10 protein-coding genes, 2 tRNA genes and 1 pseudogene are annotated in these 15,338 nt (G+C 72.1%); 7 read left to right on the forward strand and 6 right to left on the reverse strand.

The genetic code is table 11. The annotated features are described in order from the left end of the window. Positions 1-30: 30 nt before the first annotated feature. Together ABZ117_RS10295 and ABZ117_RS10300 are read right to left on the reverse strand one after the other, a co-directional pair. A complete protein-coding gene (locus tag ABZ117_RS10295; RefSeq protein ID WP_356819210.1) occupies positions 31-1,515 on the reverse strand; it encodes an aminopeptidase P family protein in 1,485 nt (494 codons plus the stop codon). A 156-nt stretch (positions 1,516-1,671) separates the two neighbouring features. Next, positions 1,672-3,054 (reverse strand): PP2C family protein-serine/threonine phosphatase, encoded by a 1,383-nt coding sequence (locus ABZ117_RS10300; protein WP_356819212.1) that lies wholly within the window; start codon positions 3,052-3,054, stop codon positions 1,672-1,674. A 603-nt stretch (positions 3,055-3,657) separates the two neighbouring features. Here ABZ117_RS10300 and ABZ117_RS10305 point away from each other — a divergent pair. Continuing rightward, a complete protein-coding gene (locus tag ABZ117_RS10305; protein ID WP_356819214.1) occupies positions 3,658-4,323 on the forward strand; it encodes a bifunctional DNA primase/polymerase in 666 nt (221 codons plus the stop codon). 56 nt (positions 4,324-4,379) lie between these two features. After that, the gene (locus ABZ117_RS10310; RefSeq protein WP_356819215.1) at positions 4,380-4,955 is read left to right on the forward strand and encodes a hypothetical protein; all 576 of its coding nucleotides are present in this window, start codon (positions 4,380-4,382) and stop codon (positions 4,953-4,955) included. A 261-nt stretch (positions 4,956-5,216) separates the two neighbouring features. On the opposite strand, the gene ABZ117_RS10315 is transcribed toward ABZ117_RS10310, so the two are convergent. From ABZ117_RS10315 to ABZ117_RS10325, 3 genes and pseudogenes are all read right to left on the reverse strand, one after another. Beyond that, positions 5,217-6,179 carry a DUF5926 family protein gene (locus ABZ117_RS10315; RefSeq protein WP_356819217.1) on the reverse strand — a complete coding sequence of 321 codons (963 nt, stop codon included), beginning with the start codon at positions 6,177-6,179 and terminating at the stop codon, positions 5,217-5,219. 415 nt (positions 6,180-6,594) lie between these two features. Further along, positions 6,595-7,167: pseudogene (locus ABZ117_RS10320) on the reverse strand (ATP-binding protein); the annotation flags it as partial. Positions 7,168-7,321: 154 nt separating this feature from the next. Beyond that, complete coding sequence (locus ABZ117_RS10325) at positions 7,322-8,149, reverse strand: glycerophosphodiester phosphodiesterase (RefSeq protein WP_356819219.1); 828 nt, start codon at positions 8,147-8,149, stop codon at positions 7,322-7,324. A 228-nt stretch (positions 8,150-8,377) separates the two neighbouring features. Between ABZ117_RS10325 and ABZ117_RS10330 the strand changes: the two genes are divergently transcribed. From ABZ117_RS10330 to ABZ117_RS10345, 4 genes are all read left to right on the forward strand, one after another. Beyond that, complete coding sequence (locus tag ABZ117_RS10330) at positions 8,378-9,865, forward strand: trypsin-like peptidase domain-containing protein (protein ID WP_356819221.1); 1,488 nt, start codon at positions 8,378-8,380, stop codon at positions 9,863-9,865. 57 nt (positions 9,866-9,922) lie between these two features. Next, positions 9,923-10,015: transfer RNA gene (locus ABZ117_RS10335), tRNA-Ser, on the forward strand. A gap of 250 nt (positions 10,016-10,265) precedes the next feature. Beyond that, positions 10,266-12,743, forward strand: coding sequence for a SpoIIE family protein phosphatase (locus tag ABZ117_RS10340; RefSeq protein WP_356819222.1), 2,478 nt, complete (start codon positions 10,266-10,268; stop codon positions 12,741-12,743). 457 nt (positions 12,744-13,200) lie between these two features. Then, positions 13,201-13,287, forward strand: a tRNA-Ser gene (locus tag ABZ117_RS10345). Positions 13,288-13,601: 314 nt separating this feature from the next. Here ABZ117_RS10345 and ABZ117_RS10350 read toward each other — a convergent pair. After that, positions 13,602-14,474 carry a bifunctional DNA primase/polymerase gene (locus tag ABZ117_RS10350; protein ID WP_356819224.1) on the reverse strand — a complete coding sequence of 291 codons (873 nt, stop codon included), beginning with the start codon at positions 14,472-14,474 and terminating at the stop codon, positions 13,602-13,604. A 220-nt stretch (positions 14,475-14,694) separates the two neighbouring features. On the opposite strand from ABZ117_RS10350, the gene ABZ117_RS10355 reads away from it, so the two are divergent. After that, the gene (locus ABZ117_RS10355; RefSeq protein ID WP_356819226.1) at positions 14,695-15,282 is read left to right on the forward strand and encodes a SigE family RNA polymerase sigma factor; all 588 of its coding nucleotides are present in this window, start codon (positions 14,695-14,697) and stop codon (positions 15,280-15,282) included. The last annotated feature ends 56 nt before the right edge of the window (positions 15,283-15,338 follow it).

Consider the following 15,338-nt stretch of genomic DNA (forward strand, 5'->3'; position numbering starts at 1 on the left):
TCATCATCCTGTTCGTACCGTCCGGACCGTTCAGCCCTTCAGGGCGGCCATCCACGCCTCGACCTCGTCGGACCGCCGCGGCAGTCCGGCGGACAGGTTCCGGTTGCCGTCCTCCGTGACGAGGATGTCGTCCTCGATGCGGACGCCGATGCCCCGGTACTCCTGCGGCACCGTAAGGTCGTCGGCCTGGAAGTACAGGCCCGGCTCGACGGTGAGCACCATGCCCGGCTCCAGCGTGCCGTCGACGTACGTCTCCACGCGCGCGGCGGCGCAGTCGTGGACGTCCAGGCCCAGCATGTGTCCGGTGCCGTGCAGCGTCCAGCGGCGCTGGAGGCCCAGCTCCAGGACGCGCTCGACCGGGCCCTCGGCCAGTCCCCACTCGACGAGCTTCTCGGCGAGGACACGCTGGGCGGCGTCGTGGAAGTCGCGGTACTTGGCGCCGGGGCGTACGGCCGCGATCCCGGCCTCCTGGGCCTCGTACACGGCGTCGTAGATCTTCTTCTGGATAGCGCTGTACGTGCCGCTGACGGGCAGCGTGCGCGTGACGTCGGCGGTGTACAGCGTGTGGGTCTCCACGCCCGCGTCGAGCAGGAGCAGGTCGCCGGAGCGGACCGGGCCGTCGTTGCGGACCCAGTGCAGGGTGCAGGCGTGCGGGCCGGCGGCGGCGATCGTGCCGTAGCCGACGTCGTTGCCCTCCACGCGCGCACGGAGGAAGAACGTTCCTTCGATGTAGCGCTCGCTCGTCGCCTCGGCCTTGTCGAAAACCTTCACGACGTCCTCGAAGCCGCGGACCGTCGAGTCGACGGCCTTCTGGAGCTCGCCGACCTCGAACTCGTCCTTGACCAGCCGGGCCTCGGAGAGGAAGACGCGCAGTTCCTCGTCGCGCTCGGCGGTGACCTTGTCGGTCAGGGCGGCCTCGATGCCGGCGTCGTGACCGCGCACGACGCGGACCGGGCCGGTGGCCTCACGCAGCTGCTCGGCCAGCTCGCGCACGTCGGCGGCCGGAATGCCGTAGAGCGCCTCGGACTCGGTGAGGGAGTGGCGGCGGCCGACCCACAGCTCGCCCTGGCCGGAGAGCCAGAACTCGCCGTTCTCGCGGTCGGAGCGCGGCAGGAGGTAGATCGTCTCCTGGTGGCCGTCCGCGGTGGGCTCCAGGACGAGGACGCCGTCCTCGGTCTGGTCGCCGGTGAGGTAGGTGTACTCGACGGAGGCGCGGAAGGCGTACTCCGTGTCGTTCGAGCGGGTCTTCAGGTTGCCCGCCGGGATCACCAGGCGCTCGCCGGGGAAGCGGGCGGAGAGCGCGGCACGGCGGCGGGCGGTGTGCCCGGCCTGCTCGACCGGCTCCAGGTCACGCAGCTCCGTGTCGGCCCAGCCGGACTTCATGTTCTCGGCCAGCTCGTCGGAGACGCCCGGGTACAGGCCGTTCTTCCGCTGCTTGATGGGCTCGTCGGACTCGGTCTCGGGGCCCTCCGCGGTAGCGGAGTCGGGCACAGCCGGGTTGAGCTCGTCGGACACGTGATCCTCCTCGATACGCCATGTGATCTCCCCCGGGGCCCGCGACGCTCCTGCTTGTGGCCGAGCGGGGACCTCCATCATCGTACGGTCGTACCGCGGGCGGACCGGGGCCGGATGACCTGTTATGCCCGGTCATGCCGGTCCCGGGCCTGGGGCTCAGTCGAAGCGGGCCGCCAGCAGGACCACGTCCTCGTCGCTGTCCGCCGCGTCCAGTCCGTCCGGCAGGACCGTGCGCAGGACGTGGTCGGCGACGGCTCCCGGATCGTGGCGCACCGCGCGCGGGACGCCCGCGGCGGCCGCGTGCAGCCGGGCGAAGGCGCGGTCCATCGGGTCGCCGGTACGGTGCAGCAGCCCGTCGGTGTAGAGCAGGACCGTCTCCCCGGCCTGTGCCTGGATCTCCACGCTGGGCGCCTCCCAGCAGGCGAGCATGCCGAGCGGGGCGGAGACGGAGGTCTCGGCGAACTCGGTGCGCCGCTCCCCGATGAGCAGCGGCGGGCTGTGTCCGGCCCCGGCCAGGGTGACCTTGCGCAGGGCGGGCTCGCAGAAGGCGAACAGGGCGGTTGCCGAGCGGGCGGGCTCGGTCAGCCGCAGCAGCAGCTCCAGGTCGGACAGGACGGCCACCGGGTCCTCGCCCTCCATCACGGCGTACGCCCGCAAGGAAGCGCGCAGCCGGCCCATGGCGGCCACCGCGCTGGGCCCTGAGCCGGTGACCGAGCCGACGGACAGGCCGAGCGCGGCGTCCGGCAGCGGCAGGGCGTCGTACCAGTCGCCGCCGCCGCGCGGGCCGGTGCGGTGCCGGGCGGCGAGCTGCACACCGGCCACCCGGGGCAGCCGGGCGGGCAGCAGCTCCTCGGTGATGGTCGCCATGCACGCGCGCGTGCGCTCCACCTCCAGCAGCCGGGCGAGGTGCTCGGTGGCGTGCCGGACGTACAGGCCGGCGAGGTGGCGCTGCCGTTCGTGCGGTTCGGCCGGTTCGTCGTAGAACCAGACGGCGGCACCGAGGCGGCCGGCGGATGCGGTGGCGAGGGGCACGGCGTAGCTGGCTGCGTAGCCCAGGCGGGCGGCCACCTCCCGGTGGCGGGGGTCGAGGCCGTCCTCGGCGAGCAGATCGGGGTGGACGATCTCGGCGCCGCCGCCCGTGTCGTACGGCAGGGCGCCGTGCGGGACGGTCTCGATGAGGCCGAGGTCGGCGCGGCCGAGACCGAGGCCGAGGGTGGTGCGGGGGCCGTGGCCGTCGCCGGGTTCCAGGACGACCAGGCCGCGGCGGGCGCCGACGAGGGACGCCCCGGCGCCCAGCAGTTCGTGCAGGGCGGGGTCCAGGGCGCTGGTGCGCGTCAGGCGCTCGGTGAGTTCGTGGAGGGTCGTGAGGTCCGAGACCCAGCCGGCCAGCCGGTCCTGGAGGACGGCGCCGGGCGCGGGCGGGTGGGGAGCGGGGACGGGGGCGGGGACGGAGGCGGGAGAGGTGGGCGCGACAGTGTGGGCGGGTGTGGGAACCGTCGGATCGATTCCGGCCACTTTCGGAGGGTGCGGGGCGTTCATGGTGTCCGGCTTTCAGACCGGTGCGTATGGCTCAGAAGCATCGCAAACCCCCATGTCATTCTGCGCCGCTGGCAGTGTCTCCACATGTACACGCACTCGTGAGGGGATGTCCAGCATTGTCCTGCGAGCATTCCTGGTGTCCATGGGGCGGACGAGGTTTTCCCGAACTCCTTGCCTTACCGGCAAGTTGGCTCAAAACTGTCTTAGGTATCGGTTCATTGCGGTCGACTGGCCTTGCTCCACGGAGCGTCACAGCGGTCGTGTGGGGTACGTACTCGGAGAAGGCCAGGGGTGGTTGGGGACCGCCCGGAACCTGGCGGCGGACCCGGGCGTCATAGCCACCGACGGCCGAGCCCCATCCTCCCGTGGCGGAGGCCGAAGAACCACGCGCGACGGCGAAACGCCAGACTTCGCCACCCCCGTGCCGCAGCCGTGCATGTGATAGACGCACCATGGACGCGGCCCACGCTCGACTCCCGGGGGTTCCCCCTGCCGTGCGCAAGGGTGTGATGCGCCAACAGGTACGCACAGTGAAGCGATCGACACATGGTGTGATGTGGACCACGGTGTTGCCAGTGGTGCAACGGAAAGGAACGAGCGCTCATGCGCGAGATCCTCGGAAGGCGACGCAGGCTCCTGTCCAGGCGGAACGACGGGCAGCCCGAGCTGATCAGCGCGGCCCTGACCTTCGCGACGCAATGGCAGTGGCCCGTACTCCCGGGCGTGGCCCCGGACCCACAGGGACGGTCCCGCTGCGCCTGCCCGGACCCGGAGTGCACGGTGCCGGGCGCGCACCCCTTCGACCCCGGCCTGCTCGCGGCCACCACCGACGCGCGCCTGGTGCGCTGGTGGTGGACCAACCGGCCGGCCGCGCCGGTCATCATGGCCACCGGCGGCAAGGCGCCCTGCGCGGTCAGCCTGCCGGCGCTCGCGGCCTCCCGCGCGCTCGCCCTGCTCGACCGGCGCGGCATGCGGCTGGGCCCGGTGATCGCCGCGCCGAACCGGTGGGCGCTGCTGGTCAAGCCGTACTCCATGGAGCAGCTCGGCGAGCTGCTCTACGCCAAGGACTTCGTCCCCGGCTCCCTGCGCTTCCACGGCGAGGGCGGCTATGTCGCCCTGCCCCCGTCCGAGACCGGCCAGGGCGCCGTCCGCTGGGAGCGTGCCCCGCTGCCCGGCTCGGCCTCGCCGTGGGTGCCCGACGTGGAGGCCGTGGTGGACGCCGTGGTCGACGCCCTCACTCGTACGGGTGTGAGCGCACCCGAGTTGTAGGGGATGTCGGGCGCGGACGCGGCGGACTGGCCCCGTCCGCTCGTACTGTTCCGCTCATGCCGCGTCATTCCCGGGGACACAGCGCCCCCCAGCCGTTCCGCGGCGGGCCGGACGGCCGAAAGCTTCGTCTGCTCGCCCTGCTGGGCGTCGTGGCGGCCGTCGCCGCGCTGCCGCTGGCCGTGGCGTCCGCGGGGCCGGGGGCCGGCACCGGCCGGGCCGCCGTGCCGGCCGCGCCCCGCGGCGACGCCAAGGCCCGCACGGCCCACTCCGGCCGCTCCCCGTTCCTGCTCGGCATCGGCCTCGCCACCGCCGCCCGCTGCGGACCCGGACTCACCTCTCCCGGCGGTATCGAGGCACAGACCTGTGTGCTGACGCAGGGCGCGGACACCTGGGCGCGCACCTACTACCGCAACGCCACCGGGAAGTCGCTGGACTCCGTGCTGAGCTTGATGGGGCCGGGCGGCCGGACCGTGCAGATGCGCTGTGTCACGGGTACCGGCGACGAGCCCGCCACCTGTGAGACGCCCCGCGAACACAGCCGGGGCCGGCCGGACGCCTACGCGGCCGTCACCGAGTTCGCCGCGCACGGCACCGACGGGGCGCTGCTGCTGCGTTCGGGCAGCAACTCGTAGCGCACACAGGGCAGTTGACGCCCAGGGGTGTGCTGTACACCGGCTGCGGACATGGAAAGACCCGGTTGCTGGCGACGGGGGATGCACCAGCAACCGGGCTACTGGAACGGTAACAAGAGATCGGCGGTTCGCAAATTCCGTCTGGGCTATTCGGACACCGATTTCCCTGTCACGACGGGGAGTTGTGACAGGAGTCACCTGCTGTGCGGTCCGGCGCCGCGGCTGACCGACCGGGCAGCCGCAGCCCCCGCGCGCCGCGTGTCAGCTGAGCGTGACCTGCCGGTTGGTGAGTCCGCCGCGCGCCCGGCGCTCGTCCGCCGTGAGCGGCTCCGTGACGGCGAGCGCGGCGGCCAGCCGCTCGGCGAACTCGGCGGCCGGCTTCTCCACGTCCTCCGCCCCGATCTCGCTCGGCAGGTCCCAGACCGGCACGGTGAGGCCGTGAGCACGGAAGGAGCCCACGAGCCGGGTGCCGTCGCCGAGGCTGGAGCGCCCCGCCGCGTGCAGGCGCGCGAGAGCGTCCAGAAGCTGCTCCTCCGGGTACGGCATGACCCAGCGCAGGTGGTTCTTCTCCGGTGTCCGGCACCAGTACGCGGCGCCCACCCCGGCCAGCTTCACCGTCGGGATGGCGGCGGCGTTGGCACGCTCCAGCGAGGCGGTCACCTCGGGCGTGGCGTTCTCCGCGTCCGGCACCCAGAACTCGAAGCCGCTGTGCACGACCGGCTCGAAAGCACCCTCCGGGTCGAGCAGGTCCTGGAGCCGGGGGCCCTCGGCGGGGGCACGGCGGCCCTGCACCGGGCTGCCGGGCTCGGCCTCCAGCGCGCGCAGCAGCGTGTCCGCGAGGTCGCGGCTGATGTCGCCGGACGCCGTGTCGTTCTGGAGGCCGATCAGGATCGAGCCGTCGTCGCGGCGCAGCGCGGGCCACGCCATCGGCAGCACGGTGGCCAGCGTGATCGACGGGACGCCCGCGGGCAGCCCGTCCCTGAGGGTCAGCTCGGCCGTCGCCGCCGGGACCAGCTCGCGCAGTGCGACCCAGTCGCACTCGCCCGGCAGTCCCTCGAAGGGGCGGTGCACCAGCTCGGTCGCGGCATGCGCGGCGGCCCGGCCGTGACAGGCCTTGTAGCGCCGGCCGCTGCCGCAGGGGCAGGGTTCGCGGGCGCCGACGACCGGGATCTCCCCGTCGGTCAGCTGCGGCTTGGCCTTCGTCTGGGGTCGCTTCTTGGCCATGGTGGGGTCTCCCGGTTACGGCGCTTCTCGTACGTCCGGAGCCTAGCCGTTCGGGCCAGGAGCGACGGGAACCTGTGGACAACGTACGCGCGCTCGACACCGGAGGTGTGAACCTGTGGACGACGATCCCCGGCGCCGGAACCGGAACGGGAGCCCGCCCCGGCCGCCGGGCTCAGTCGAGGTCCTCGAAGGCGTCCGCGAGGCCCAGGGCGGGCAGGTCCGGCAGCGCCAGGTCCGGAAGGGTCAGGTCGGGCAGGGTGCCGTCGGTGCGCGGGAGGTCCGGCAAGGTCAGGTCCGGGAGGGTCGCATCCGCCGCCGCGAGGTCCGGGAGTGTCATGTCCGTGGACGTCAGGTCCGCCAGTGTCAGCTCCGGCAGGGCACCGGGCGTGCCGGGTGCACCGGGTGCGGCGGGTGTGACGCGCGTAGCGCGGGAGCCGTGACGGCACCCGGCATCGGGACGGCGGACGTCCTCATGGACCACCACCCAGACCGTCACCTCACCGTGGACGTCGTCCCGGACGCCCCAGTCGTCGGCGAGGGCCGTGATGATGTTCAGCCCGCGACCGCCGCGCGCGGTCACCGACGGGGTGGCCGGTGCCGGGCGGGTCGGCCCGCCGCCGTCCGTGACCTCCACGATGAGCCGCCCGCGGGCGTCGACGCGCCAGGCGGCGCGGACGTCCCCGTCCCCGGCTGGCGCGTCGCCCAGGGGCCGGCCGTGCTTGCAGGCGTTGCTCAAGAGTTCGGAAAGGATCAGTACGGCGTCGTCCACGACCGATTCCGCGACGCCACCGCCGCGCAGCTGCGTACGCATCCGGCGCCGCGCCTTCCCCACGCCCGCAGGACCATGGGGTACGGCCATGCTCGACGACGTGGGCACCTCCTGTGCCACCACCAACGCCACCCCCGAGACCTCCTTCGCCCCACGCCACGGTGTGGATGCCCCATCGGCCTGTGCCGGAAACCGGCCAGGCCGCTTCCGGTGACGCATTCGGGACATGGCCGTACGCAGCGAACGCCCCGGTGCACTTTCCGTGACCTAATCTGCCGGATGTGGACCGAAATAGCGGGATTTCTGCCTCCCGGTAAGCGGCCGGAATCCCGGAATTCCGAGTCTCGGATCCCGAGATTTCCGCATTCCGGGGTCAGCGCCCCAGTTGCCGCAGCACCGCGCGCGGGCGGTTGGTGATGATGGCGTCGACGCCCAGTCCGGCGCAGAGGTCGACGTCGGCGGGCTCGTTCACGGTCCACACGTGGATCTGGTGGCCGGCCCGCTTCAGCCGCTCCACGTACGCGGGGTGGCTGCGCACGAACCGGATCGAGGGGCCCGCGATCCGCACGCCCGCGGGCAGCCGCCCGTCGCGCAGCCGGGGCGAGACGAACTGCATCAGGTAGACCGTCGGCAGCGTCGGCGACGCGGCACGCACGCGGTGCAGCGAACGCGCCGAGAAGCTCATGACCCGCACCTGCGAACCGGCGGCCGGGTCCGGCGCGTCCAGGCCGAACCGCTTCAGCAGGGTCAGCAGCCGCTCCTCGACCTGGCCGGCCCAGCGCGTGGGGTGTTTGGTCTCGATGGCCAGCTCCACCCGCCGCCCGGCGTCCGCGACCAGTTCCAGCAGCCGCTCCAGGGTGAGCACGGACGTCTCCTCGCGGTCCTCCGGGCGGTGCTCCCAGTCGGGCTCCTCGTCCCGTCCGTGCCAGGCCTCGCGCGTCTTCCGGGACCCGAAGTCGAGGGCCGCCAGATCGGCCAGCTCCAGCGCGGAGACCGCGCCGCGGCCGTTGGAGGTACGGTTCACCCGCCGGTCGTGGACACAGACCAGATGGCCGTCCGCGGTCAGCCGTACATCGCATTCCAGGGCGTCCGCGCCGTCCTCGATCGCTTTCCGGTAGGCGGCCAGGGTGTGTTCGGGGGCGTCCTCGGAGGCGCCTCGGTGGGCGACGACCTGGATGGAGTGCTGTGGTGCGTGGGTCACCGCGTCATGGTGCCACCGTCACCGGGTGCGCGGGCGGCGCCCGCACGGCCGGTCGGCGAACGAGGGCGGCCACCCTGTTCCTTTGTATAACCTTTGCGTCAAAGATCCTATATAAAGAAGAGTCTGGGACCCACAGCCACCGCTTATGGTGCTCTGACGGCCCGTGGGAAAAGCTGACTACAGACCGAGTGCGACCGACGACACAGGCGTGGATCGAGGAGAAGAGCTGTGAGCACCGAGAACGAGGGCAACGCGGTACCCCCGGCCCCGTCCGCACCTCCCGTGCCGGTGGCCCCTCACGACGCCTCCCCGCAGGGCCCCGTGCCCGGTGGGAACGCGCCGACGGCACCGCTCCCGCCCGTGCCCCACGAGGCCCCCGCGGCCTTCGGGGCGCCCGAGGCCCCCTCGGCGTTCGCGGCGTCCGGGCACGGTCCGGCGCACCAGCCCGGCCAGGCGCACCAGCCCGGCCCGCCCGCCGACGGCTCCTGGCCGCCTCCGCCGCCGGGCACCCCGTCCTACGGCGACGGCGGCTCCGGCGGGCCCGGCGCCGGCTGGGGAGCCGCGTACCAGCAGCCCGCCCCCAAGCCGCGCAGCGGACGCGGCGGCCTCGTGGCGGCGGTCCTGGTGGCCGCTCTGGTCGCGGGCGGTCTGGGCGGCGGCCTCGGCTACACCCTGGCCAAGGACCACGACGACCACGGCTCCACCACCGTCTCGGCCTCCGACAGCGGCGCCGCCCAGGTCAAGCGCGCGCCCGGCACGATCGCCAGCGTCGCCGGCAAGGCGCTGCCCAGCACGGTCACCATCGAGGCCGAGAGCAGCAACGGCGAGGGCGGCACGGGCACCGGGTTCGTCTTCGACACCCAGGGCCACATCGTCACCAACAACCACGTGGTCGCGGACGCGGTGGACGGCGGCAAGCTCACGGCCACCTTCCCGGACGGCAAGAAGTACAACGCCGAGATCGTCGGCCACGCGCAGGGCTACGACGTCGCCGTCATCAAGCTGAAGAACGCGCCCTCGGACCTCAAGCCTCTCGCCCTCGGTGACTCCGACAAGGTGGCCGTCGGCGACGAGACCATCGCCATCGGCGCCCCCTTCGGCCTGTCCAACACGGTGACGACCGGCATCATCAGCGCCAAGGACCGTCCGGTGGCCTCCAGCGACGGCAGCTCCACCAGCAAGGCCTCGTACATGAGCGCCCTCCAGACGGACGCGTCCATCAACCCCGGCAACTCCGGCGGCCCGCTGCTGAACTCCTCGGGCGCGGTCATCGGCATCAACTCGGCGATCCAGTCCAGCAGCAGCGGCGGCGGGTTCGGCGGTTCGGGCCAGTCCGGCTCGATCGGCCTGGGCTTCGCCATCCCGATCAACCAGGCCAAGTACGTCGCCCAGCAGCTGATCAAGACCGGCAAGCCGGTGTACGCCAAGATCGGCGCCTCCGTCTCCCTGGAGGACACCACCGACGGCGCGAAGATCACCGACCAGGGCACGGGCGGCTCCGCCGCGGTCGAGTCCGGCGGCCCCGCTGACAAGGCCGGCCTCAAGCCCGGCGACCTCATCAGCAAGCTCGACGACCACGTGATCGACAGCGGCCCCACCCTGATCGGCGAGATCTGGACCCACAAGCCCGGCGACAAGGTGACGGTCACCTACAAGCGGGGCGGCCAGGAACACACGGTCGACCTGACCCTGGGAGCCCGAGAGGGCGACAGCTGACGCACCCGGCCCCGATCCCGGTACGCTGTATCCGCTCCGCCCCAGGTGGGCCGGGGCGCGGGTGGGTTGCCCGAGCGGCCTGAGGGCACGGTCTTGAAAACCGTAGTGACGTGAACCGTCACCGTGGGTTCGAATCCCACCGCCTCCGCAGGTCAGAGACGTGCTGCTCCGAAGGGGTGTCCCTCGAACAGGGACGCCCCTTCTGCATGGTGCCTGTCTCACCATGGTCCGGCCCTTTCGCGTTGTGGATCAGTGCGTGTGGAACAGGCGTGGACCGAGAACCGGCGGACCGGGGCCGGGAACTCGCTGGACAGCGGCCCGGTCATGCCTGAGCAGCGCCCTTGCCGCATGGTGCCTATCGTTGAGGCATAAGACTGCCCAAGGGATGGACGGAGGTCCGGTGAGCGGGCGCACCGACCTGTTTGACGTGGAGCAGGTGTCCGGGGGCCGTGTCGTGCTGCTCCTGGACGGTGGCGGACGCGTGGTGATGTGCCAGGGGCGGCTACGCACGGTGACGGACCGCCCGGCCGAGGACGTGTGTGGCAGGCACATAAGCGAACTGCGGATCGACTTCGACAGCTGGGACACGGTGTCGGCCCCGCTTCCGCCGCAGGACCGCAGCGGCTGGGCGGACGTGCGGCAACAGGACGGGTCGACCGTGCGCGTGTGGTGGGAGGCGCACCGTACACAGGGGACGGGCGGAAGAGGCTGTCTCGTCGAGATCGTTCCGGCCATGGTGGCGGTGCGCCGCGAAGAGAACACCGCACTGGTACGGGCACTGTTCCGACAGACGAAGGTCGGGCTCGCGATCCATGAGCTTGATCTGTCCACGACGCGGCTGAACCTCACACCCGAGTCGCTCGGCCGGCCGTCGGCCGTAGGGACGGCCGTCGATCCGCTGGGACAGGGCATCGAAGAGGTCGTACTGCCGGAGGACGCCGCCGCGGTGAACGAGCAACTGCGACGCGTGGCGGACACCGGTGAGCCTTTGGTGGACTGGGTGCACCGGGCCCGGCGTCGCGACGCGCCGGAGCTCGAACGGGCGGTGTCGCTGTCGGCCTTCCGGCTCGAGGACGCCGGCACCAACCCGATCGGCGTGGCGGTGATCTTCACCGATGTGACCGACCAGTACGTGGCCCGGCAGCGGATGGGCCTGCTCCAATCGGTGGCGGATCGCGTCGGTGGCGATCTGGACATGTGCCGTATCGCGGAGGAACTCGCGGACTGCCTGGTGAGCCAGGGGTTCGCGGACCTGGTCGCCGTGGATCTGATGGAGGCCGTCCTCCTGGGAGGAGAGCCCAGTGACTTCCGAATGGATGCCCCTCTGCGGCGCGTCGCCGTCTCGGCCTACGACGGGCACTGGCCGGCTGAGGTGTACGCCCGTGACGCGACCTTCCGGCTACAACGGTGCGAGAGCGACAATCTGAACCTCGGACGCCCCATTGTCGAGTCGGAACTGAGCCGGCTTCGGAAGCTGCTGGCCGACGACCCCGCCCATGCGCGGTTGTTGTTGCCGGACGCTGCGTCGTCCCTCCTCGTCGTCCCCTTGACCGCACGGGGGCATGTACTGGGTGCCGTGCCCCTGTGGCGGACCCCTCGGCAGCCTCCGTACGGTCAGGCCGACGCCGAACTTGCCGAGGTGATCATGTCCCGAGCCGCTCTGGGCCTGGACAACGCACGCCGCTACACCCGCGAGCAGCGCACCGCCGAAGCCCTTCAGCGCAGTCTGCTGCCGCCGGCGGCCAGTGAGACCAGCGCAGTGCAGACGGCCGGGCGGTACGTGCCGGCCGCCACGACGGCGGGTATGGGCGGGACGTGGTTCGACGTGATTCCGTTGTCCTCGGCCCGGGTGGCGATGGTCGTCGGGGAGGTCGCCGGACACGGGTTGGAGGCGTCGGCGACGATGGGCCGTCTGCGGACGGCTGTGCAGACGCTCGCAGATCTGGAACTCCCGCCCAGCGAGCTGCTGACCCGTCTGGATGATCTGGCGGTCAGGCTCGGCGAGGCGGAGGCGGGAGAGGGGAGCGACGAACCGCCAGTCCGACTTGCACGGCCGGTGGTGCCCACCGGTCCACTGGCGACCGGAGCCACCTGCCTGTACTGCGTGTACGACGCCGTCGAGGGCTGGTGCGAGATGGCCAGCGCCGGGCACCCTGTCCCCCTGCTCGTCATGCCGGGCGGGGATGCGCGGGACCTCGGGGCGAAGCCCGGACCGGCACTTGGCGTCGGGGGGAACCCGTTCGAGTCGGTCACCGTCGAGCTGCCGCCGGGCAGCCTGCTCGCCTTCTTCACCGGCTCTCTCCTCGCCGGTGACGAGGATGGCCTGCTTCGGCACCGGTTCACCAGGACCCTGCAGGCGGCCGTCTCGCAGCAGGACACGGCGGCGGAAGCAGCGCACAGGGTGGTCGATGAACTCCTGCCTGTCCCTCCGGACGAGGACGTGTCCTTCCTCGTCGCCCGGACCCGCCGTCTGGCCTCGGACAGGGTCGCCTCCTTCGACTTCCCCGCCGATCCCGCGGTCGTCGCCCAGGCACGGAAGTTCGTGGACGGCCACCTTGAGGCATGGAACCTGAACCACCTGACGTTCAGTGCCGAACTGATCGTCAGCGAGCTCGTCACCAACGCCATCCGCTACGGGGGGGACGGGCCGTTTCGGCTGCGACTCATCCTGGACACGGTGCTGACGTGCGAAGTGTCCGACACCAATGAGACGCAGCCGCGCCTGCGCCGGGCGCGGCTGACGGACGAGGGCGGCCGGGGACTGTTCCTCGTCGCGCAGCTCTCTCACCGCTGGGGAGGTCGCTACACAGAGCACGGTAAGACGTTGTGGACCGAACAACTCCTGACTGACGCCTTCGAGCTCGACTTCGGACCGTGAGGTCCGGCTTCACGGCACCCCTTACGCCTGCAGCGGCACGTGATATAGGCCCATGGCGGGTCGGCACCGGTACGGGACACGTCCCGGCGGAAACTCTGGCCGCGTACGTGCAGGCGTCGCGGGTCTGGCACTTCGGTCAGTCTGTCCGGCCGCCTGCCGAGTCCGGCGAGCGTCGACAGGTAGTGGAGGAGCCCGGCAGCACGGCCGGGGTCACCGTGCACGCTCCCAGGCAGGCTCCCTCGCGTCGATCAGCCGCCCGAGCTGGCTGTAGTACAGGTCTCATAGCTTGAGCACTGGACGTCATGGCCGGGACGGGATCGGCCTCCGAGGGTTGATCGGCAGTGCTGGGTGCCGGGAGCGGAATCAGTGCCGGTGGACCCCGTGTGGACCATGCCCCCCGAGCAGCGCCCGATCCCGGTAAGGTGTACCCGCTCCGCCCCAGGTGGGACGGGGCCCAGGTGGGTTGCCCGAGCGGCCTAAGGGAACGGTCTTGAAAACCGTCGTGGCAGCGATGTCACCGTGGGTTCAAATCCCACACCCACCGCGGGTGAACGGCCCCCGACCGGATACGCCGGTCGGGGGCCCTTCATTGCGTAGAGCGGGGCGAGGCGGGGCACGGGAACGTGTCCTGCGGGGCAGGCTCGTCGTGTTCCCTGTCGCACCCGTCGTCACGTCGAGCAGTGACCGACCACGTCCGTCCGCCCGCAGACGCCTCGGCGACGGGGCACGTCGCCCGGCCGGGCCCGCTCAACTTCCCATCGGACCGCGGCCCCTCCGCCGTCCCGCCTCCCGGTGATCGCCCGCGGCGACGCGCATCTGCGAGGCCGTCGAGAAGGCGCTGAGCCGACCAGCGGGGCGTCAGGGGCGGTGGCCCGTCATGCGGGCGGCTGATGTGATCGTCGCGCGGGCCTCGCGTTCCGAGAGGCCGGTGTGGAGGGCCGCCTCGGTGAGAGGAGCCTCCAGGGCCGGGCCGATGCCGTTCTCGTAGGCGCGGCAGGCCGCCCAGAACAGGCGGGTGTTGCGCTGGCCCTCGTGCGCGGCGAGGACGAACTGGACCAGGCCGCGGCCGTGGTCGCCGGGGACGGGCGGCGCCGGAAGGCAAGGGCGCGACGGGGGCAGGAGGAGGCGCAGGAGGGACGGCGGGCAGGGGGCGGGAGGCAGGGCGGCGGTGCCGGGGGCCGTGGCGTAGATGCCGTGGTCGGTGCGGGAGCCGGGGCCCACCAGGTAGCCGCCGGCGCCGCGGATGTCGATGCCGGGGGCGAGGCGGCCTGCCGAGTTGGGCACCGTGACGTCCGGCGGGCCGGTCAGCCACAGGTGGCGGCCTCCGCTGGGCGTGAGGACGACGACCGTCTCGGGGATCGTGAACAGGTGGCGCAGGGCCAGTTCGCGCAGGGCGGCCGAGGAGTCCGTGGCGGACTTGGTGTCCAGGTCGACGCCGATCAGATGGTACGGGGGCAGTCCGCAGGCGATGCCGTAGCCGGTGGCCCAGGGGGCGGCGGCGAAGAGGGCGCGGACGCGGGCCGGGTCGGCCGAGGCGTCGTACACGCCGTGGCCGGGGCGGCCGCACCGGCCGTGGCAGCGGGGTCCGGCCGGGTCGGGGTCGTCGTGGTGGGGGGAACGCAGGGCCGGGAGCTTCGTCCGGGAGAGGGGGATGACGGCCAGGCCGCGTTCGGCGGCTGACAGGGCGTGGGCGAGGGCCAGCGTCGTGGCCTGCCGGTCGGTGGTGGCCATGACTCTATGTTCGTATGTGTGTTCGAAAAAGGAAAGGTGGCGTCGCACGGAGAGCCGCAGGGCCGGGCGGCCGTGGTCTCGGGGTCTACCCGCAGACAGCACACACCCCGTACTCCACCTACAGGAGGTGGAGCCGGCCCCACCCCTACAACCTGAGGGGGACTCCGCTTCGGGACCTGCGGCCGATCCGCCGGAGTGGGCCCGCTCCTAGCGTGGAGCCATGACCACGCCCGTCTGCACCAGCGCCTCGGCCGCCGCCGCACCAGCGCGGCAGACCCTCCACGACTCCCGGCTCAGCCCGGGCGCCCCCGCGTACCCGTCGTTCGCGTCGTACGTGCGCGCCCGCCAGCCGGTCCTGCTGCGCGCCGCGCGCTCGCTGACCGCGAACCCGTGCGACGCCGAGGACCTGCTCCAGACCGCGCTCGCCAAGACGTACCTGGCGTGGGAGCGGATCGAGGACCAGCGGGCGCTCGACGGCTATGTGCGCCGGGCGCTGCTGAACACCCGGACCTCGCAGTGGCGCAAACGAAGAGTGGACGAGTTCGCCTGTGAGGAACTGCCCGAGCCGGACCACGCGCCCGGCGGCGAGGACCCGGCCGAGCGGCAGGCCCTGCACGACGCCATGTGGCGCGCGGTCATGAAGCTGCCGGCGCGGCAGCGGGCGATGGTCGTCCTGCGCTACTACGAGGATCTCAGCGAGGCCCAGACCGCCGAGGTGCTCGGGGTGTCGGTGGGCACGGTGAAGTCCGCGGTGTCGCGTGCGCTCGGCAAGCTGCGGGAGGACGCGGAGCTGACGCTCGCCCGCTGACCCCAATTTTCCTCCCCCTAGTGACATACCGCGCGGTATGTGCGCAGAATCAGCGC

This window comes from Streptomyces sp. NPDC006309, from assembly GCF_040613095.1.
GTDB lineage: Bacteria > Actinomycetota > Actinomycetes > Streptomycetales > Streptomycetaceae > Streptomyces.

Coding starts and splice junctions, on each gene's coding strand:
- ABZ117_RS10300 (WP_356819212.1), bottom strand. CDS start 3,054: ATGAACGCCCCGCACCCTCCGAAAGTGGCCGGAATCGATCCGACGGTT.
- ABZ117_RS10305 (WP_356819214.1), top strand. CDS start 3,658: ATGCGCGAGATCCTCGGAAGGCGACGCAGGCTCCTGTCCAGGCGGAAC.
- ABZ117_RS10310 (WP_356819215.1), top strand. CDS start 4,380: ATGCCGCGTCATTCCCGGGGACACAGCGCCCCCCAGCCGTTCCGCGGC.
- ABZ117_RS10315 (WP_356819217.1), bottom strand. CDS start 6,179: ATGGCCAAGAAGCGACCCCAGACGAAGGCCAAGCCGCAGCTGACCGAC.
- ABZ117_RS10350 (WP_356819224.1), bottom strand. CDS start 14,474: ATGGCCACCACCGACCGGCAGGCCACGACGCTGGCCCTCGCCCACGCC.
- ABZ117_RS10355 (WP_356819226.1), top strand. CDS start 14,695: ATGACCACGCCCGTCTGCACCAGCGCCTCGGCCGCCGCCGCACCAGCG.